The 20,153-nt window shown below is 40.4% G+C and carries 19 protein-coding genes; 18 read left to right on the top strand and 1 reads right to left on the bottom strand.

Annotated elements, in window-relative coordinates; translation table 11 throughout:
* Positions 1-25: 25 nt before the first annotated feature.
* The 11 genes from prfB to ATG70_RS14885 all read left to right on the top strand — a co-directional run bounded on the left by prfB (position 26) and on the right by ATG70_RS14885 (position 10,516).
* Positions 26-1,136, top strand: a protein-coding gene (prfB, locus tag ATG70_RS14935) for a peptide chain release factor 2 (protein ID WP_098445061.1) whose coding sequence is annotated in 2 segments (ribosomal slippage) — positions 26-97 and positions 99-1,136 — 1,110 coding nt in all. Because the reading frame shifts where the segments join, the coding sequence is not laid out codon by codon here.
* A 308-nt stretch (positions 1,137-1,444) separates the two neighbouring features.
* Positions 1,445-2,242 (top strand): YitT family protein, encoded by a 798-nt coding sequence (locus tag ATG70_RS14930; RefSeq protein WP_373560786.1) that lies wholly within the window; start codon positions 1,445-1,447, stop codon positions 2,240-2,242.
* 41 nt (positions 2,243-2,283) lie between these two features.
* Entirely contained in the window at positions 2,284-2,664 is a 381-nt protein-coding gene (locus ATG70_RS14925; RefSeq protein WP_179886289.1) for a c-type cytochrome, read from the top strand.
* A 331-nt stretch (positions 2,665-2,995) separates the two neighbouring features.
* A complete protein-coding gene (gene ftsE, locus ATG70_RS14920) occupies positions 2,996-3,682 on the top strand; it encodes a cell division ATP-binding protein FtsE (protein WP_098445059.1) in 687 nt (228 codons plus the stop codon).
* Positions 3,672-4,565, top strand: a complete 894-nt coding sequence (gene ftsX, locus ATG70_RS14915; protein ID WP_098445058.1) for a permease-like cell division protein FtsX — start codon at positions 3,672-3,674, stop codon at positions 4,563-4,565. The genes ftsE and ftsX overlap by 11 nt, the downstream gene beginning before the upstream one ends.
* A 53-nt stretch (positions 4,566-4,618) precedes the next feature.
* Positions 4,619-5,992, top strand: coding sequence for a murein hydrolase activator EnvC family protein (locus ATG70_RS14910; RefSeq protein ID WP_257147713.1), 1,374 nt, complete (start codon positions 4,619-4,621; stop codon positions 5,990-5,992).
* Positions 5,993-6,153: 161 nt separating this feature from the next.
* Entirely contained in the window at positions 6,154-7,593 is a 1,440-nt protein-coding gene (locus ATG70_RS14905; protein WP_179886338.1) for a S41 family peptidase, read from the top strand.
* Between the two features lie 257 nt (positions 7,594-7,850).
* Positions 7,851-8,936: a PDZ domain-containing protein gene (locus ATG70_RS14900; protein ID WP_098445056.1), complete on the top strand. Its 1,086-nt coding sequence runs from the start codon at positions 7,851-7,853 to the stop codon at positions 8,934-8,936.
* A gap of 252 nt (positions 8,937-9,188) precedes the next feature.
* Entirely contained in the window at positions 9,189-9,533 is a 345-nt protein-coding gene (locus tag ATG70_RS14895; RefSeq protein ID WP_098445055.1) for a hypothetical protein, read from the top strand.
* 73 nt (positions 9,534-9,606) lie between these two features.
* Positions 9,607-10,161: an acyl-CoA thioesterase gene (locus ATG70_RS14890; RefSeq protein ID WP_224882113.1), complete on the top strand. Its 555-nt coding sequence runs from the start codon at positions 9,607-9,609 to the stop codon at positions 10,159-10,161.
* Positions 10,162-10,285: 124 nt separating this feature from the next.
* A complete protein-coding gene (locus ATG70_RS14885; protein ID WP_098445054.1) occupies positions 10,286-10,516 on the top strand; it encodes a DUF2198 family protein in 231 nt (76 codons plus the stop codon).
* A 3-nt stretch (positions 10,517-10,519) separates the two neighbouring features.
* On the opposite strand, the gene ATG70_RS14880 is transcribed toward ATG70_RS14885, so the two are convergent.
* Positions 10,520-11,392 (bottom strand): sulfite exporter TauE/SafE family protein, encoded by an 873-nt coding sequence (locus tag ATG70_RS14880; protein WP_098445053.1) that lies wholly within the window; start codon positions 11,390-11,392, stop codon positions 10,520-10,522.
* A 201-nt stretch (positions 11,393-11,593) separates the two neighbouring features.
* On the opposite strand from ATG70_RS14880, the gene uvrB reads away from it, so the two are divergent.
* The 7 genes from uvrB to ATG70_RS14845 all read left to right on the top strand — a co-directional run bounded on the left by uvrB (position 11,594) and on the right by ATG70_RS14845 (position 20,147).
* Positions 11,594-13,570 (top strand): excinuclease ABC subunit UvrB, encoded by a 1,977-nt coding sequence (uvrB, locus tag ATG70_RS14875; RefSeq protein ID WP_098445840.1) that lies wholly within the window; start codon positions 11,594-11,596, stop codon positions 13,568-13,570.
* Between the two features lie 7 nt (positions 13,571-13,577).
* Entirely contained in the window at positions 13,578-16,445 is a 2,868-nt protein-coding gene (gene uvrA / locus ATG70_RS14870) for an excinuclease ABC subunit UvrA (protein WP_098445052.1), read from the top strand.
* 110 nt (positions 16,446-16,555) lie between these two features.
* Positions 16,556-16,849: a DUF4870 domain-containing protein gene (locus ATG70_RS14865; protein WP_098445051.1), complete on the top strand. Its 294-nt coding sequence runs from the start codon at positions 16,556-16,558 to the stop codon at positions 16,847-16,849.
* A 45-nt stretch (positions 16,850-16,894) separates the two neighbouring features.
* A complete protein-coding gene (locus ATG70_RS14860) occupies positions 16,895-17,947 on the top strand; it encodes a DUF4097 family beta strand repeat-containing protein (protein ID WP_098445050.1) in 1,053 nt (350 codons plus the stop codon).
* Between the two features lie 63 nt (positions 17,948-18,010).
* Positions 18,011-18,373 (top strand): phage holin family protein, encoded by a 363-nt coding sequence (locus ATG70_RS14855; RefSeq protein WP_098445049.1) that lies wholly within the window; start codon positions 18,011-18,013, stop codon positions 18,371-18,373.
* 180 nt (positions 18,374-18,553) lie between these two features.
* A complete protein-coding gene (locus ATG70_RS14850) occupies positions 18,554-19,114 on the top strand; it encodes a glycerol-3-phosphate responsive antiterminator (RefSeq protein WP_098445048.1) in 561 nt (186 codons plus the stop codon).
* Between the two features lie 205 nt (positions 19,115-19,319).
* Entirely contained in the window at positions 19,320-20,147 is an 828-nt protein-coding gene (locus tag ATG70_RS14845; RefSeq protein ID WP_098445047.1) for an MIP/aquaporin family protein, read from the top strand.
* Positions 20,148-20,153: the final 6 nt, after the last annotated feature.

Below are 20,153 nucleotides of genomic sequence, written 5' to 3'. Positions count from 1 at the left end.
TAACGAAAAACTTGAGGTGCAAACGATGGAAATGCATGAAATTAGAAGCGAACTAAATACAATCGAAACACGACTAAATGATTTTAGGGGGTCTCTTTGACCTCGAAAATAAGAGAGCCCGCATTGATGAACTAGATATTCAGATGACAGATCCAGACTTCTGGAATGACCAGAATGCTGCTCAAAAAGTGATCAACGAATCCAATACGTTAAAAGAAGCAGTGAATGAATTCGATTCTCTTCAAGAAAATTATGAGAACCTTGAAGTTTCTTATGAATTAGTGAAGGAAGAGAACGATCAGGAGCTTTTTGAAGATCTTGAAGTAGAAATTAAAGATCTAAAAAAAGCCGTGAATCAATTTGAATTAACGCTTCTCTTGAGTGAAGAGCATGATAAAAATAATGCTATTCTTGAACTTCACCCGGGCGCTGGTGGAACAGAATCTCAGGACTGGGCATCAATGCTCCTTCGGATGTACACACGTTATGGTGAGAAAAAAGGGTTTAAAGTGGAGACACTTGATTATCTTCCGGGCGATGAAGCGGGTGTGAAAAGCGTCACGCTAAACTTTAAAGGCCATAATGCTTACGGCTATTTAAAAGCTGAAAAAGGCGTTCATCGCCTTGTTCGTATTTCACCGTTTGACTCAAGTGGTCGACGTCACACGTCATTTGTTTCATGTGAAGTGATGCCTGAGTTTAACGATGAAATTGAAATTGATATTCGTACAGAAGATTTAAAAGTCGATACGTATCGTGCAAGTGGAGCTGGTGGACAGCACATTAATACGACAGACTCCGCGGTTCGAATTACGCATCTTCCAACAAATGTTGTTGTGAGTTGTCAGGGAGAACGCTCACAAATAAAAAACCGCGAACAAGCGATGAAAATGTTGAAAGCAAAGCTATATCAATTAAAAATTGAAGAACAAGAAGCGGAGCTTGACGAAATTCGAGGCGAGCAAAAAGAAATTGGTTGGGGTAGTCAAATTCGTTCATATGTTTTCCACCCCTATAGTATGGTGAAAGACCATCGTACAAATATGGAAGTCGGAAACACTCAATCTGTCATGGATGGGGATCTTGATCCGTTTATTGATGCGTTCTTGCGATCTCGTTTAAATGATCAAAATTAAGGAAAAGCCCTTCTGCCGAAAGAAGGGCTTTTTCCTATTTTAACAGGGAGTACTTGCAATGATGATTTGAAGGAAATGGGGCAAAGTAAGAGAGAATAGAAGAGCACTTCAACCTGATAACGCGCTGCTACAATGCGGTTTACACCCTATAAACCCGGTGATATACTACGAAAGGCTTTGGCTTATGGATAAGCAGTGACGAAAATCATAGAAGTAAGTGAGTGAGTAGAGTTATGATAGCAACGTTAGCGAAGTTTACAGCGAGAAAAGTTTCACCTTATCATAAGATACTGGAATATGTAAGCGTTATGGTTGGATCCGCGATCGTAGCGATCGCCTTTAATCTTTTCCTTCTTCCTAACAGTATTGCTTCTGGTGGAGTGAGTGGAATCAGTACAATTACAAAAGGAGTTTTTGATTGGAAACCAGCTTATGTCCAGTGGGCATTTAACATCCCTTTGTTTATTAGCGGCTTGATTTTTCTTGGTAAAAAATATGGTCCAAAAACATTGGTGGGAACACTCTTTCTTCCTTTTATCGTGAAGTTAACTGAAAATGTTGAACCAGCGACAACCGATCCCTTATTAGGTGCTCTGTTCGGTGGTTTAGGTGTTGGTGTTGGTTTAGGAATTGTGTTTAGAGGAAAAGCTTCAACAGGTGGGACAGATCTTGCCGCTCAGATCGTGAATAAGTATACGGGAGTTTCACTTGGTACGTGTGTCTTTATGATTGATGGACTGATCGTTGTAGCATCAGCATTTGTCTTTAGCCTTGAAGAAGCTCTTTATGCCCTGATTGCGATGTACTTAACAGGTAAAACGATTGATGTTGTTCAGCTGGGCCTTGGTTACTCAAAAATGGCCCTCATTATTTCAGATAAAGAAGAAGAGTTGCGAGAAGGAATCATTACTGTCATTGATCGAGGAGTAACGAGAATATCTGGTCAGGGTGGTTACACAAACGATAAACGACCAATTCTTATGGTGGTTGTAGCGCAAAATGAAGTTACAAAACTAAAAGAGCTAGTAAAAGGTGTTGATCCTTCAGCGTTTGTGATTGTTTCGAATGCAACGGAAGTGTTAGGAGAAGGTTTTAAAAGAGAATAACCCGGTAATAGTGTAGAAAACGAATGGAAAAGGGTGGAATTATGAAGAAATGGATCGGGATTTTATTTGCAGTTGTCTTACTTTTTAGCCTTGCAGCGTGTGGTGGAGGAAACAGTGAAAATGAAAGCAGTAATGACAGTTCTTCAAACAACACCTCAGAAAATGAAAATGCAGAAGAGTCGTCAGGGGAATATGATGCAACAGCTGCAGAAGCTACCTATCAAACGAATTGCTTGAGTTGTCATGGTGAAAACCTTCAAGGGAAAGTAGGGCCAAAGCTTTCAGACATAGGCTCTCGGTTATCAAAAGATGAAATCCTAGCCGTGATACAGAATGGGAAAGGCCAAATGCCAGGAAACATTCTAAGAGGAGATACAGAACAAGAAGAAAATTTAGCTTCTTGGCTAGCGGATATGAAATAATGGTAAAAAGCACTCGAATAGAGTGCTTTTTTAATACGCTATAATGCCAAATAATAACCTTTTTTTTACATACAACCATCCATCTATAATCACCCGAAATACGGAGCAAAATTGTGTGAGATTCTATTGATTATTAATGCATTATTGCAGAAGATGTCATATTGAGCGTTCTTGAAACAAAAATGTAATAAAAATTTGTCTTAAAATAGCGAATTTGTTTGTTATAATATCTTCAGATGTAAAGGAACTAATTCAAAAAACGAACTATCAATAAGAACCTTACTCCTAAGAATTTGCATCGAGAATTTAAGCAAGTAGGAAGTGGTACAATTTGATCGAAATGAAAGATGTTTGGAAAACGTATAACAATGGCATTAAAGCGATTAACGGAATTGATATTAAGATTGATAAAGGCGAGTTTGTTTACATAGTTGGGCCAAGTGGTGCTGGTAAATCAACCTTTATGAGAATGATGTACCGGGAAGAAAAGGCTACAAGTGGAACAATCGTTATTAATGGAAAAGACGTTGGCAAATTAAAGAATAAGCATGTGCCTAAGCTACGCCGCGAAATCGGCGTTGTTTTTCAGGATTTCAAGCTTTTACCAAGGCTAACGGTTTATGAGAACGTCGCTTTTGCTCTTGAAGTCATCGAAGAAAGCAAAGCAAATACGCGCAAGAGAGTCATGGAAACGTTGAGTCTCGTTAATTTGAAAAACAAAGCAAGATTCCTTCCGGACGAACTTTCTGGAGGAGAACAGCAGAGGGTTTCAATAGCAAGAGCGATCGTCAATAACCCTCACATTCTGCTTACAGATGAACCAACGGGGAATCTGGATCCAGAAACAGCATGGGGCATTATGGATATACTTGATCAAATCAACAATCGCGGTACAACTGTTATTATGGCAACCCATAATAAAGATATTGTGAATACATTCAGAAAACGTGTTATTGCAATTGATGGTGGTTTAGTAACCCGTGATGAAGCAAGAGGTGAATACGGGTATGAAAATTAAAACGTTTGGTCGACACGGAAAAGAAGGTTTTAAGAACCTTGGACGAAATGGCTGGATGACTTTCGCTTCTATTTCTGCAGTGACCGTTACGCTCCTTCTCGTTGGGGTATGTCTCGCGCTGCTTCTAAATTTAAATGCATTTGGAGATCAACTCGAAAGCGATGTCGAAATCAGTGCGTTCATTGATTTAACTGCGAAGCAAGACCAGCAGGATGAACTAAAGACGAGGATCGAAAACATTTCGGGAGTTGAATCGGTAACCTTTCAATCCAAAGAAGAAGGATTGGATAATTTAATTGACAACCTCGGAGATAATGGGGAAGTATTTGAATCGCTAAAAGATGAAAATCCTCTAAGCGATGCATTCTTAGTCAAAACCACAGATCCTCAAGACGTCAATGATGTGGCAGAACAAATTCAACAGCTAGATAATGTACAAGACGTTGAATTTGCTGAAGACACGGTTACTCGACTATTTAAAGTACTTGAAATTGCACGAAATGTTGGACTAGCGCTTGTCGTTGGATTACTATTTACAGCCATGTTCCTCATTTCTAACACAATTAAACTAACAATTGTTGCCAGAAGTCATGAAATTGAAATTATGAAACTAGTAGGGGCTACCAATTGGTTCATACGCTGGCCGTTTCTGGTAGAAGGTATTTTAATCGGGATCTTCGGTTCAATTATCCCAATAGGCATTTTAATCTATGGGTATTACTATTTAATTGAGTTAATAGCGAATCGTTTTCCGACTTTATTTATCGATTTACTACCGGTAACACCGTTTGTATATCAGCTATCTGGGTTGTTAATTGTCCTAGGTGTCATAATCGGCGTGTGGGGAAGTCTTACGTCAATGCGTAAATTCTTAAAAGTTTAAATGAAAAGAGTAACAGATAAATAGATTGATCTATTTTGGGGGAGGAACAAAGATTGAAGCATAAAATAATGGCAACAGCTCTAACAATAACGCTAGGATTAAGTGGACTATCAACTGCTGCACTTCCACAAACAGCTAGTGCGGAAAATCTCGATGATCAACTTAATAATGTTAAAGAAAAGCAGTCGTCAAATGAAAAAGAGTTGCAGAAAAAGGAATCTGAACTTGCTGATGTAAAAGCAGAGCAAGAAGACGTTCAAGCGGAAATTGAGAAGCTTAACAAAGAAGTCGCTGAAACTGACGAGAAAATCTCAGCGAAAGAGCAAGAGATTAAAGATACAAATACTGAAATTGATCAATTAAAAGAGGAAATTAAAGCATTGGAAGAACGTATTGCTGAACGTGATAAACTTCTGAAAGACCGCGTTCGTTCCATGCAACAAAACGGTGGCGGAACGGTTGACTATATGGAAGTGCTTCTTGGAGCAACAGATTTCAGTGATTTAGTAGAGCGCGTTCTTGCTCTAAATACGATTGCAGATCAAGATAAGAAAATTCTTGAAGAGCATAAAGCAGACAAGGAAGCCGTTGAAGAAAAGAAAGCTCAAGTGGAAGATAAGTTAGCTTCTCTTGAAGAAAATAAAGCAGAGCTTGAGGATCTTAAAGCAGAGCTTGATTCTAAAAAAGCACAAAAAGATAAGCTTATGAAGTCGCTTGAAGAAGAAGAAGGCGAACTTCATAACCACATGATGGACTTAAATGAAACGGCTGAAATTCTTTCTGCCCAAGAAACAGCTGTGAAACAAGAAATCAAACGTGCTGAAGAAGCAGCTCGTAAAGCTGAAGAAGAACGTAAAGCAGCTGCTAAAGCGGCAAAAGAAAAGGCTGAAGCAGAAGCAGCGGCCGCTGCAAAAGCTAAAAAAGAAGCTGCTTCAAGCTCAAGTAATTCCAGCAGTTCAAGTAACTCAAGCAGTTCTAACTCTGCACCGGCGCCAACACCAGCACCAGAACCGGCACCAGCACCATCAAGTAACGCATCATTCATTAAGCCTGCTGCAGGTCCAATTACATCTGGACTAGGACAACGTTGGGGCACTTATCATGCAGGAATTGATATTGCACAAGGTGGTCAAAATCCAGTCTCAGCTGCGGCAGATGGAACTGTCTTGAGATCTTATCACTCAGATTCATACGGTAATGTAGTGTTCATTACACATAGCATTAACGGACAAATGTACACGACTGTTTACGCTCATATGCAAAATCGTGCCGTATCGACTGGTCAATCTGTAAGTCAGGGAACATATCTTGGTACAATGGGTAACTCCGGACATTCTACTGGACAACATTTACACTTTGAAATTCACAAAGGTTCATGGAATTCTAGTAAGTCAAATGCCGTTGACCCAATGAACTACATTCGCTAAACTGATTATCTTGTTTTATCCATTTTTCTTTCCCCCTCACATTCTGAGATGGAAACATAATGAAAACAACTGAATCATATAGTACAATAAGATGAAAAGGCATCGCATCGTTATGATGGGGTGCCTTTTCCTTCAAATCAGAAGAGGTGAGTACAATGAATATACAGGGGAAAGTTGTGGCTTTACTTGTCTTGATCGCCCTGGTTATCGGTTCAGGTGGTACATATGCAGCCTTTACGCTATTTCAGGACGAGCCTGAAGGAAGCGCCAAATCTTTAACGCTTGGATCAGGAAATGAAATAGAGTCAGAAGAGCTAAAGAAAATTAATAAAGCTTATGAGTTGATTAAAGATCGCTATGTGAGCGATATTGATCAGAAAGATCTGTTAGATGGGGCCATTAAAGGAATGGTGGATACGCTAGAAGATCCTTATTCTGTTTATATGGATCCAAAGACAGCTGAGCAATTTAGTCAATCGCTTGGTTCCTCTTTTGAAGGAATTGGAGCAGAAGTGAATATGACGGATGGAAGAGTCACCATTGTATCCCCTTATAAGGACTCTCCAGCAGAAAAAGCAGGTCTTCGTCCAAACGATAAAATTATGACAATTGATGGCGAAAGCACTGAAGGACTGGATTTATATGATGCTGTTTTAAAAATACGTGGTGAAAAAGGAACGGTCGTTACACTTGGTGTTCTACGTCCTGGGGCTTCAGAAGTGATGACGGTGGAAGTGACTCGTGACGAAATTCCAATCGAAACAGTCCATGCGGACACCATCAAAGAAAATGGTAAGACAATCGGTGTGTTACAAGTAACGTCCTTTTCAGAAGATACTGCTAAAAGTTTCTCTAAAGAATTAGAAAAGCTCGAAGATCAGGGAATCGACGGTCTTGTCCTGGATGTTCGAAATAATCCGGGTGGTCTTTTGAATGTCGTTTCGGATATGGCTGAGGAGCTTATTCCGAATGATAAACCATATGTTCAAATAGAAGATCGAGAGGGTGAGAAGCAGGGATCTGTTTCTTCTCTTGAAGAGAAAAAAGACTATCCAATCGTAGGACTTATTGATCGTGGTAGTGCTTCAGCTGCTGAAATACTTGCTGGTGCGCTGAAAGAAGCGGGTGGCTATGATTTGGTCGGTGAGTCTTCATTTGGTAAAGGAACGGTTCAATCGACGGTCGACCTTGGAGATGGTAGCAACATTAAATTAACGATGTTTAAATGGTTAACGCCTGATGGTAATTGGATTCATAAAGAAGGAATTGAGCCTACAGTTGAGGCGAAACAGCCTGATTACTTCTATGTTAATCCATTATCTTCTGAAAAAACACTATCGTTTGATCAGAACAATGAACAAGTGGAATCTGCTCAAGTGATGTTAAAAGGACTTGGGTTTGAACCAGGTCGAACAGATGGATACTTCAGTGATAAAACAGTTACAGCTGTAAAAGCTTTTCAACGTTCGAACGATATAAATGTATCGGGTAAAATAGACGAAAAGACGGCTCAAAAACTTCAGGAGAATATTATTGATTCCATTCGCAATCCTGATAACGATGTGCAGCTCGAAACAGCAGTTGAGCTTCTTACGAAATAATCGTAAGAAGGAATTGAACGGTTGATGTCGAAGCTATTCCGCAGGAAAACCTGCGGAATTTTTTTCGAATTTCTCGGTTTGCAGTCGCTTTGCTCTGCATATTGATTTATGACTTCTAGATAAATAGGAACTTACGCATGGAGGATTACTAAATGGACACTTTTGGCCTATCTATACTTAAAGGGATAATAAGCTTTTTTCTACATCCCCTCACGTATATCACAATCATCGGAGCATTTTTTCTTGGGAGGTCACGAGTGAAACGTGACCGCAGAGATTTTCATACGAGAGTGCACGATGTGCTGGATGACGTCGTGTTTGCTGTTGTACCTTGTTTAATCATTGGAGCTGCATTTTTCATCCTTAATCTTTTCTTAGGTCTAACAGTTCCTTTCAGTACGACGATCGCCATGAGCATCGCTGCATTGTTACTTTTAATAACAGGACAAATTCGGTTTTTGTCTCCAGCTTTTGTTATGATTCTTCCGGTTTTTGCGGCGTTGTTTTATACGCCACGTGATCTTGGTAACAGCACCCTGAATAGGATGCAAGAAGGGATTGGGTCTGTTTCTCTTGTAGCGCTCGCCCTTTTAGTTGGGCTTCTAGTCTTTATCGAAGGGTACTTAATTGCTACGAACGCCGGGAAGCAGACATCTCCAAGACTTGTTGAAAGTAAGCGTGGTAAGATTGTAGGATCACATGAAATGCAGAGATTATGGCTTTTACCATTGTTTCTTTTTCTTCCGGTAGGTAATGTTGAATCTCTTTCTTGGTGGCCGCTTCTGGATTTCGGTAACGAGACCTATGCCTTTCTTCTCCTTCCGTTCCCAATTGGTTTTCGAAAACTTATTCACCATGCGCTACCGCTTCCTGAAATGAAAACTAACGGTAGACAAGTTGCTCTTCTTGGCGCTGGAACGGTGATCCTTGGTATGATCAGTTATTTTCTGGACAACGAGTGGGTCGCTTTAACTGCGATTGGCTTAGTCATGGTAGGACGAGCTGGCATATTACTTCTTCATCGTGGTAAAAACAAGCCCGCCTATTTTAATGAGCGAAATGAAGGATTAGTCATTTTAGGAATCCTTCCTGGGTCTCCAGCCGATCAAATGAGTTTACAGGTTGGTGAAGTGATTTCAAAAGTAAATGGTCTTTCATTAGGGAAAGGCGTCGACTTTTATACAGCACTTCAACGGAATGCCGCTTTTTGTAAATTAGAGGTTCTCGACATTAATGGAGAGATAAGGTTCGAACAAAAAGCACTTTATAACAATACGCATCATGAACTTGGTTTATTGTTCGTAAAAGAAAATCGCTTTGAGGATCAGGAAGAAGCTCAATAACATTGATTGAAAAAGAAGAAGGCATCTGCCTTCTTCTTTTTTTTTCTGCAAAACGTAAGCTAAACCTCCTTTTTGAAAAAAAGTCTGATTAACTATGCCATTTTGTTATAGGGTCTATTCAAGAAATATATGGAAGAGTCAGAATCGACTGAACACCTGCATGGTTGCGTTTACACCGATTTCGACAGTCTTGTTTGTTCAGAAATCACTTGCTACAATTTGATCATTCTTAACGTAAAGGAGCATGTCACAATGACTGGAGAAACTCAGCTACAGCAACAATTGATGGATCTCAATGCGAGAGAAATGAAGTTGCTTCAAAAGTTTGAAATAGAGCGTGAAACGATTATGAGTCAAATGAACGGCAGCACTTCGGTAGTAACAGAAGCCCCAACAAAGGAAGTCGTGAAAATCTTGGAACGGTCTCAAGTCGGTATGGGACCTCTTTACCTCTCGGATTTACTCGAAAAGCATTATGGGATTACGATTTCAAAGTCATCACTTTTTAACATTCTCATGATGTTAGCTGAATCTACAGAATACCCAATTAGTCGTATTAGCGAAAAATGCTTTAAATATAATACCAAAGTCATTTAGTCATAAAGCGGTCTTTTCCAATTATCTTTTTCAAAAAAAGAGCGGCTTTATAAAGAAAGAAAAGGTGATTAGAATGAACAATGAATTAGAAAATAGCCACATGAAGTCAACGAATGAGTCTAGGACGGCGAAAGCGACAGTCGTTAACCCAACTCATACGAATATTCACGGAACGTTATTTGGAGGTCAATTAATGGCGTTTATTGATGATGTTGCTCTTATTTCAGCAACTCGTCATTCAAGAAGACCTTGTGTGACAGCTTCAACCGATTCGGTTGATTTTCTTCACCCAATTCACCAGGGAGACATCGTATGTCTTGAATCAATGGTAACGTGGACACATAAAACATCAATGGAAGTTTTTGTGAAAGCTATTGCGGAGAAAATGTTCACCGGTGAACGTCATGTTTGTGCAACAGCGCTTCTAACATTTGTTGCTCTTGATGAAGAAGGGAACCCGGTTGAAGTACCTGGTGTTTATCCTGAAACGGAAGAAGAAAAATTCTTGAATGAAACAGCTGCTGAACGTAAAGAACTTCGTAGAGGAAGAAAGGGCGAAAGTCGAAAATTAGCGCGTGAATTCGGAACGCCAAAACCGTGGGATGCTACTCAATTTACTGGGGTGTAAAGACTAAAACGCGAATCAGCCTCATCGAGTTAAAAGAGAGAATTCCTTACTCATCATAGCTTTCTCTCCCTATCTTGTTGTAAGATGGGGAGAGAAGTGTTTAGAGAGAGGGGAACTCATCCATATGCAAGGAATATTAATTGCTTTATTAGTTCCATCGATAATTATGGTCGTGTTTACACGAGTAACATATAACACATACGTTAGCTTTGGATTAACCATTTTATTTATGTGGGCTGTATTCGGTGGTATTGACCATCCCATTCACCTTATTTTATTAACCGTACTGTCTTCGCTCGTAGGTTTTTATTTTTCGATGCAAACCCAAAAAAAGAATAAGAAAAAAATGAAGTAGCGTCTATTCAAAAAAGAATAGGCGCTTCTTTTTCGTCCAATACTGGTAAAGAAATAGACCCATTAACGTCATAATGTATCCGATAAGAATGAGGAGGCCAGGAATTGTTTGGTGAAGTAGCTTTAATACAATACTAATCATTGTAAAAAAATAAAGTACGCCAAGTAATTTCTTCATCATTTTTTCAGGAAAAGAAGCTGTTACGCTTGCGCCAAATCGCGCCCCAATTAATGCCCCAATCACAAGAATAGTAGCAAGCGTAATCGGGATCGAGACCGTTTGTATGTAAGAGAAAAAACCTGTCGATACAATGAAGAAGATTGACGTAAGCGATGTACCAACGGCTAGTTGGGCTGGTATACCTAATACACTTATTAATAACGGTACCATCACGAAGCCACCTCCAACGCCAAGAATTGAAGAAACAAATCCGCCTAGTAAGCCGATTAGAATTGGTCCAAGAGGGGAAAAGGTAGTAGTACTTCTATTTTCAGCGTTTTTGTTAGCTTCGAACAGCATGGATATTGAAAAATACCCTAAAAGAAGGATATATAATAGGGAGATAGCCGCATCATCTAGTCCTTCTTTAGTGAGATAGAGGACAAGTGGCTTAGCGAGCTGAGTTCCAATCATGCCACTAATTGATAGAAATAGTGTAGTTTTTAATATGAATTTCTTACTTTGTATATAGGTTAAAGCTCCAGAAATCGATGTACTCATACTGTAAAGTAAACTGATTGTGATGGCGGTTGAAGGCGAATACCCAAGAAGTAGAAGGATAGGCGTAAGAAGAAATCCACCGCCCACCCCGAAAAATCCCGAGATCGCTCCAATGGCTAAGCCTGTTGGTAAAGCCCATAAAAGCAGCAATAACAATGATAAAACCCCTTTTTAGTAAAGCTAGTTAAACAGTAGACAGAAGCTGAATCACTCTGTCCACCTTTAACAGCATACAGGAGTTTCATCTCAAGAGAAAGTTAGTGAAAAAACGCGAATGTCAGTTCGCTTTAATTGAAGTTTTGCCTAACATCTGTGTTATAATAAATCACAGGAAAGATAGGAACGGAGGCGAAGATGGTGGAGAAAAAGTTTGAGTTGGTATCGGATTATGAGCCTCAAGGTGACCAGCCAGAAGCAATCAAGAAGCTCGTGAAAGGTGTTCAACAAAATGAACGTCATCAAACGTTGCTTGGTGCAACCGGAACTGGTAAAACGTTTACGATGTCAAACGTGATTCAAGAGGTGAATAAACCTACCCTTATTATTGCGCACAATAAAACGCTGGCGGGACAGTTATATAGCGAATTTAAAGAGTACTTCCCACATAATGCAGTGGAATACTTCGTCAGCTATTATGATTACTATCAGCCGGAAGCTTACATACCTCAATCCGATACATTTATTGAAAAAGATGCAAGTATTAATGATGAAATTGATAAGCTTCGCCACTCAGCAACATCCAGTTTATTTGAGCGAAATGATGTTATTATCGTAGCGAGTGTTTCTTGTATTTATGGTCTCGGTAATCCAGAAGAATACAAGAGCTTAGTGCTATCCCTTCGAAAAGGAATGGAGAAAGATCGCGATCAGTTACTGCGGGATATGGTCGATATTCAATATGCACGCAATGATATTAATTTTACACGCGGGACATTTCGCGTTCGAGGAGACGTTGTAGAAATTTTCCCAGCATCGCGTGATGAGCACTGCATTCGCATTGAATTTTTTGGGGACGAAATTGATCGTATTACGGAAGTGAATTCGTTAACGGGTGAGATTCTTGGGGAGCGAGAGCACGTAGCGATTTTCCCAGCATCTCACTTCGTAACCCGTGAAGAAAAGTTAAAAATCGCTATCCAGCGAATTGAAGCTGAGCTTGAAGAAAGGCTTAAAGTTCTAAATGACGAAGGAAAACTTCTGGAAGCACAGCGTCTAGAGCAGCGAACAAGGTATGATATTGAAATGATGGCGGAAATGGGATTCTGTTCAGGAATTGAAAACTATTCAAGACATTTAACGCTTCGTGAAGCGGGAGCAACGCCATATACGTTGATGGACTACTTCCCAGAAGACTTCTTAATTATGGTCGATGAGTCTCATGTTACGCTTCCTCAAGTAAGAGGCATGTATAACGGTGACCAGGCGAGAAAAGGTGTGCTGGTCGATCACGGCTTCCGACTACCTTCTGCGAAAGATAACCGCCCCCTTCGATTTGAAGAGTTTGAAGAGAAAGCTCATCAGTTTGTCTATGTATCAGCAACGCCCGGTCCATATGAAGGCGAGCATTCGACGCAAGTTGTGGAACAGATTATTCGTCCAACTGGGCTTCTTGATCCTACGATTGAAATGCGTCCAATCGAAGGTCAGATTGATGATCTACTAGATGAAATTAATCAGCGGTCGGCCCGTAATGAACGTGTGCTTGTTACCACCCTCACGAAAAAGATGTCAGAAGACTTAACGGATTATTTACTTGAAATGGGGGTAAAGGTTCGTTACCTGCACTCTGAAATAAAAACGCTTGAACGAATTGAGATTATACGTGATTTACGCTTAGGGGTATTTGATGTATTAGTGGGAATTAACCTTCTTAGAGAGGGACTCGATATTCCTGAAGTGTCACTTGTCGCCATTTTGGATGCGGATAAGGAAGGTTTCTTGAGATCGGAACGTTCCTTAATTCAAACGATTGGCCGTGCCGCTCGTAATTCCAGCGGACATGTTATTTTATATGCTAATAAAGTGACGAATTCGATGGAAATTGCGATGAATGAAACAAGTCGCCGTCGCGAAATTCAACAAGAATACAACACCAAGTACGGTATTACTCCAACGACAATTAAGAAAAAAGTTCGTGAAGGTATCCGAGCCACTATTACGGCTGAAGAAGGCGAAGAATATACAGTACCTAAGCCAGGTAAGATGAACAAGCAAGAACGTGCAAAAGTGATTGAAAATGTAGAAAAAGAAATGAAGGATGCTGCGCGAGACCTTAATTTCGAGCGCGCTGCTGAACTTCGTGACCTATTATTAGAGCTTAAAGCGGAAGGATGACGAACAAATGGCAAACGATGAGATCGTCGTCAAAGGGGCCAGAGCCCATAATTTAAAAAACATTGATGTGACGATTCCGAGAGATAAACTTGTGGTGGTTACAGGTTTATCAGGATCGGGAAAATCCTCCCTTGCTTTCGATACAATTTATGCAGAGGGACAGCGTCGCTATGTTGAATCTTTATCAGCTTATGCAAGGCAGTTTCTTGGTCAAATGGATAAGCCGGACGTAGACGCCATTGAAGGGCTTTCACCAGCGATTTCAATTGATCAGAAAACCACAAGTCGTAACCCGCGATCAACAGTAGGAACGGTAACCGAAATCTATGATTACCTTCGCCTGTTATTTGCAAGAATTGGTCGACCAGTTTGTCCCCGTCACGGCGTTGAAATCACATCACAAACCATTGAGCAAATGGTCGATCGTATCCTTGCTTATGAAGAGCGTACGAAGCTACAAATCCTATCGCCTGTCGTCTCAGGACGTAAAGGTGAACATGTGAAAGTGCTTGAAGATATTAAGAAGCAGGGCTATGTTCGCGTTCGTGTCGACGGTGAAATGATGGAAGTAGCTGACGAAATCACATTAGAAAAAAACAAGAAGCATTCAATCGAAGTTGTTATTGACCGGATTGTTGTAAAAGATGGCGTTCAATCAAGACTAGCAGATTCCTTGGAAACGGCTCTTAATCTCGGTGGTGGTCAAGTAATCGTTGATGTAATGGGACAAGAAGAATTGCTCTTTAATCAGCACCATTCGTGTCCCTATTGCGGTTTCTCGATTGGAGAGCTAGAACCGAGACTGTTTTCATTTAATAGTCCTTTCGGTGCTTGCCCCTCTTGTGATGGTTTAGGTCTGAAGCTTGAGGTGGACCTTGATTTAGTTATCCCGGATTGGGATAAGTCTCTTCGTGAGCATGCACTTGCTCCGTGGGAGCCCGTTAGTTCAAACTATTATCCGCAATTACTTGAAAGTGTGTGCAATCATTTCGGTATCGACATGGATACTCCGGTAAACAAAATCCCAAGAGCGCAGCTTGATAAAGTGCTTTATGGCAGCGATGGAGAAAAAGTATATTTCCGATATGAAAATGATTTTGGACAGGTTCGCGAGAATAATGTGCCATTTGAGGGTGTTATTCCAAACGTTGAGCGTCGCTATCGTGAGACAAGTTCTGACTACATTCGTGAACAAATGGAAGCTTATATGGCTCAAAAACCATGTCCCACATGTAAAGGCTACCGTTTAAAGAAGGAAGCTCGTTCTGTTTTAATTAACGGAAAGCATATTGGAGAAGCGACTGAATATGCGATTAAAGATGCAGCAGGATTTTTCGACCAATTGGAACTAACTGCAAAAGAAGCGACAATTGGTAAAATGATTTTACGCGAAATTCAGGATCGCCTTGGCTTCCTTGTTAACGTTGGCTTAGATTATTTAACGCTCAATCGTTCCGCTGGTACGCTATCGGGTGGGGAGGCCCAGCGCATTCGACTCGCTACTCAAGTAGGCTCACGATTAATGGGTGTGTTGTATATTTTAGATGAACCATCAATTGGTCTTCACCAACGTGACAACGATCGGTTAATTTCAACCCTTCAAAATATGCGTGACCTCGGCAATACGCTTATTGTCGTGGAGCATGATGAGGATACAATGCTAGCTGCTGATCATATCATTGATATCGGTCCAGGAGCGGGAGCACATGGTGGCTATATTACATCTGAAGGATCCCCGGCTGAAATTATGGATGATGAAGAATCTTTAACTGGAGAATATCTCTCTGGTAAGAAGTTCATTCCTGTACCGACGGAGCGTCGGAAGCCTGATGGCAGGTACATTGAAATCATTGGGGCAAAAGAAAATAACCTTAAAAATACGAAAGCAAAAATTCCGATTGGTTTATTTACTTGTGTAACAGGCGTTTCTGGTTCAGGAAAAAGTACGCTTATCAATGAAATCTTGTACAAAGCGCTTGCTCAGAAGCTTCATAAAGCAAAGGATAAGCCTGGAGAGCATAAAAAAATCAATGGTCTTGAGCATGTCGATAAAGTTATTGATATCGACCAATCTCCTATTGGGCGAACGCCTCGGTCAAATCCAGCAACGTATACAGGTGTTTTCGATGATATCCGTGATGTTTTTGCTCAGACAAATGAAGCAAAAGTACGAGGGTATAAAAAAGGAAGGTTTAGCTTTAATGTTAAAGGCGGTCGTTGTGAAGCATGTCGCGGTGATGGAATCATTAAGATTGAAATGCACTTTTTGCCTGATGTCTACGTTCCTTGTGAAGTATGTCATGGGAAACGCTATAACCGAGAAACGCTAGAAATTGAGTATAAAGGTATGAATATTGCTGATATTCTGGAGATGACGGTAGAAGATGGACTTGATTTCTTTAAAAACATTCCAAAGATTAACCGTAAGCTTCAAACCCTTTTCGATGTAGGCTTAAGTTATATTAAACTTGGCCAGCCAGCTACGACTGTTTCGGGCGGGGAAGCGCAGCGTGTGAAGCTTGCCTCACAGCTTTACAAACGGTCAACTGGAAAGACACTTTATATTCTTGATGAACCGACAACTGGATTGCATGTTGATGATATCTCTCGTTTATTGGAAGTTCTTCAACGTCTCGTTGAAAATGGTGACTCCGTGCTCATTATTGAGCATAATTTGGATGTCATTAAAACAGCGGACTATCTCATTGATCTAGGTCCTGAAGGTGGCGATGGTGGCGGTGAAGTTATTGCAACAGGAACACCTGAAAAAATTGTTAAAGAAGAACGTTCTTACACAGGAAACTATCTTGCGCCAATTCTTGAGCGAGATAAAAACCGGATGAAGAAGAAATTAGAGCAAACTCAGTCAGTATAAACTGTTAAGACAGCGAATCGCTGTCTTTTCGTTTTTTCTTATTTCTTTTTGAAACTTTCTTTTTGACGAATCGTATAGTTAGGTAGAGAATATTGAAAGGGGAAGCAATTATGTCTGTAGAAAAAGTAATGTCCTCCCTTTGCTATTTTAGCGTATTTTTCGCACCGTTTCTTTTTCCGATCATTGTTTATTTTGTTGTGAGGGATGAAGAAGTGTCCTATCATGCGAAGCGCTCGATTGTCTCTCACCTCCTTCCATTTCTTACGATCATTCTGGCGCTTTTAGCTGTATTTGTGATGGATGTAGGTGTGGTGATCATTTTAGGTTTTATCTTGTTTAGTTTACTTAATGTTGTGGTCTTTATCTGGAACATTGTAAAAGGAATTCAGGTTCTCCGGTGGTAATTGTTCAAATAGTTTAAACGAATAAACAAAAAGGAGATGTTTTGAATGAATGAAGAACGTAGAATGATTCTTAAAATGATTGAAGACGGTAAAATTTCGGCTGATGAAGGTGCTAAGCTATTAAAAGCTGTCGGAACAAATGAAGGGTCAGAGGAAAGGAAATTTGAGAAGTCGACAGATACTCACACTGATCGAACCGCTCCTAGCTATAAGGTAGGGCAGTTTGTCGAATCTCTTATTCAAAAAGTAAAAGATATGGATCTCGATTTTAATTTTGGTTCATCTGAAGAGGTGACTCACGTTTATGAACAACTCGAAGCTACACCAGAGACGCTTGATGTGCATGTTCGAAATGGTGAAATTACGTTTCAGACGTGGGAACGAAACGATGTGAAAATCGATTGTCGTGCCAATGTATACCGGGTATCGAATCAACAGGATGCAATGGATAAGCTGTTACGAGATACTTACTTTTCAGTCGATAATGGAAAAATGACGTTCAAATCAGAACGTGCTGATGTCAAGGTGAATCTAGTGATTTATGTCCCTGCCTCTAACTATGAGGGAGTGTGGATCACGACGTTTAATGGTGATGTAACAGGTGAGAGTATCACATCAGCAAAAGCTAAGTTAAAAACAGCTAACGGGAAAATCGGTATTCGAAAATCGAACGTAAAAGTACTTGAAGCTGAAACAGGAAATGGCGCGATTGTGGTAGAAGAGTCAACTGGTGAAGTTTGTGAACTTGAAACGGCAAATGGTCCAATTACGATTGATGGCACATTTGTTGAAACAGATGCGCAATCAATGAATGGAGCCATTCGCCATACGCTTCAAAATGCTGTTAATGGTAGTGCGGATTTTAAAACGGTTAACGGTACAATACAAATTGTTATCCCTAAAGGCATGAATATAAAAGGAGATCTTAAGTCGACAATCGGAGCGATTACAACGGATCTTAATAACATGAGTATTCTTCGCGAGAAAAAAGAGATTTCACATCGCTTGAAAAAGTTTAGAACAGAAGAAGAGTCTGAACACAGCTATCGCATCGAAGCGAATTCAACAGCTGGTTCAATTTCAGTTTCTTATCTTTAGAAGATCGAATAAGGGATAAAGAAACGCCTATACTAAAAAGGTCGATGGATAGGGAGGGGTATGATGCGACACTGGTTTTTAAGTTTACTTGTAAATAGTGTGGTGTTAATGGTAGTAGCAGGTTATTTTGATGGATTTTTTATTCAAGGGCTCGGATCGGCTATTCTCGCGAGCGTTATCCTTTCGCTTGTGAATGTGTTTATTAAGCCGTTCCTTATCCTGCTTACCCTTCCTGTGACCATCCTTACGCTAGGTTTGTTTCTTGTTGTGATAAATGCGATCACCCTTATGATTACGGCGTCGCTAATGGGAGATGCATTCGTCATTGATGGCTTTGGAATGGCGATTCTTGCTGCCATAGTAATCGGATTGTTAAATTTATTGATTGAGAAGTTCATAATGGAACCGATTCGTCGTAAAGCATAAAAGCACGCTCTCTTCTTGAGGGCGTGCTTTTTCTCGTAGAGGAAGGTCAGACAGAGGAAGGAGTAAGTAGAACTCTGTCCAAGATTGGGTCCAGTTAAGCTGTTTGGATATGAAAGCCCTTCTATCAGATGGAAGTTTCTCGTTATTCTGGTATGATGAAAAGAAAAGGAGGGATGAGTCATGTCGTTTCATAACCAAAGCATCCTACCGGCAGTGAGGAAAATGCGCGATTTTGAAATATTATTAAATAGTAAGTATACATATATAGTCCTGTTAGATACGCATATCGGCCAATTAAAATCAGTTATACGGGAGGGAAATCGAGCCGGGAAAAAGATTCTATTGCATGCGGATCTTGTTCAAGGCTTACGGAATGATGAACATGGTGCTGAGTTTTTATGTCAAGAAATTAAGCCAGCGGGCCTTATCTCGACAAGATCGAGTGTGCTTGGAGTAGCCAAAAGAAGAGGCATTCTCTCTGTACAACGCTTGTTCATGCTCGACTCGATGGCGCTCGATACGAGCTATAGTATGGTGAGAAATACGAAACCAGACTGTGTAGAAGTGTTGCCAGGTATTATTCCTCAGGTGTTTGAAGAACTTCATGAACAAATCAAAGTACCTATCTTCGCAGGAGGATTTATTCGGACAATTGAAGACGTAGAGGCAGCGTTAAGTGGAGGAGCGGCGGCGGTCACTACTTCGAAAAAAGAGTTATGGAAACATTTTCAACCGGATTGAACCACTTGACATCGCTTACATATGTCTGGTTAAATAGGTGTTAGGTTAATAGCTCGTGCCTGAGATGAGGAGAACCACACACAAATCCTGTCAGTTGATAGGAGAGATTGTTGTGGTTTTTTTTAATTCCCCTTTTAGAATGATAGAAAAAGGGAATAGACTCAGAGAGGAGTTTTAACTAAACTCAGGAAGAAGGTGTTCCAATTTGTCTCCATTTATAGGTGAAATATTAGGTACAATGATTCTAATTATATTTGGTGGTGGCGTTGTTGCAAACGTTAACTTAAAAGATTCGAAAGCTCAAGGCGGGGGATGGATTGTCGTTGCCCTAGGATGGGGCCTTGGTGTTGCTATGGGGGTTTATGCAGTTGGTCAGGTAAGTGGCGCTCATTTAAATCCTGCTGTATCGTTAGGGTTAGCAGCTGTTGGCGATTTTCCGTGGAGTGATGTACCAGGCTACATATTGGCACAAATGATTGGTGCATTTCTCGGTGGATGTATCGTGTACTTTCATTTTCTTCCTCATTTTCGTAGAGAAGACGATAAAGCGCTTAAATTGGCTGTATTTTCTACCGATCCTGCTATTCCGCATACGTTTAGTAACTTTTTAAGTGAGTTTATTGGAACAGCGATGCTGTTGATCGGACTTCTCGCGATTGGTTCGAATGATTTTACTGATGGGTTGAACCCCTTCATCGTAGGTTTTCTTATTGTAGCAATCGGACTTTCTCTTGGTGGTACGACGGGGTATGCGATTAACCCTGCTCGAGATCTTGGCCCGAGAATCGCTCACTTTTTCTTGCCTATCCCAGGTAAAGGGGATTCGAATTGGCGATATGCCTGGATCCCAGTTATAGGTCCTGCTTGTGGCGGAATGTATGGTGCCATTCTTTTTAAAGCGGTAACAGAAGCAACTTATAGCACTGTTTTTTGGGTATCTACTGTCGTAGTAGCGATTTTATTTGCGATTCTTTATCAACTTAGTGATAAGCTTCAAGATACAGTTCATGCTTCGTCTGAAGCGAAAAATTAATCATTT

It is taken from the genome of Bacillus sp. es.036 (assembly GCF_002563635.1).
Lineage (GTDB): Bacteria > Bacillota > Bacilli > Bacillales > Guptibacillaceae > Guptibacillus.
The sequence above is the reverse complement of the archived record's forward strand: the minus strand, read 5'-3'. Positions and strand labels throughout refer to the sequence as shown.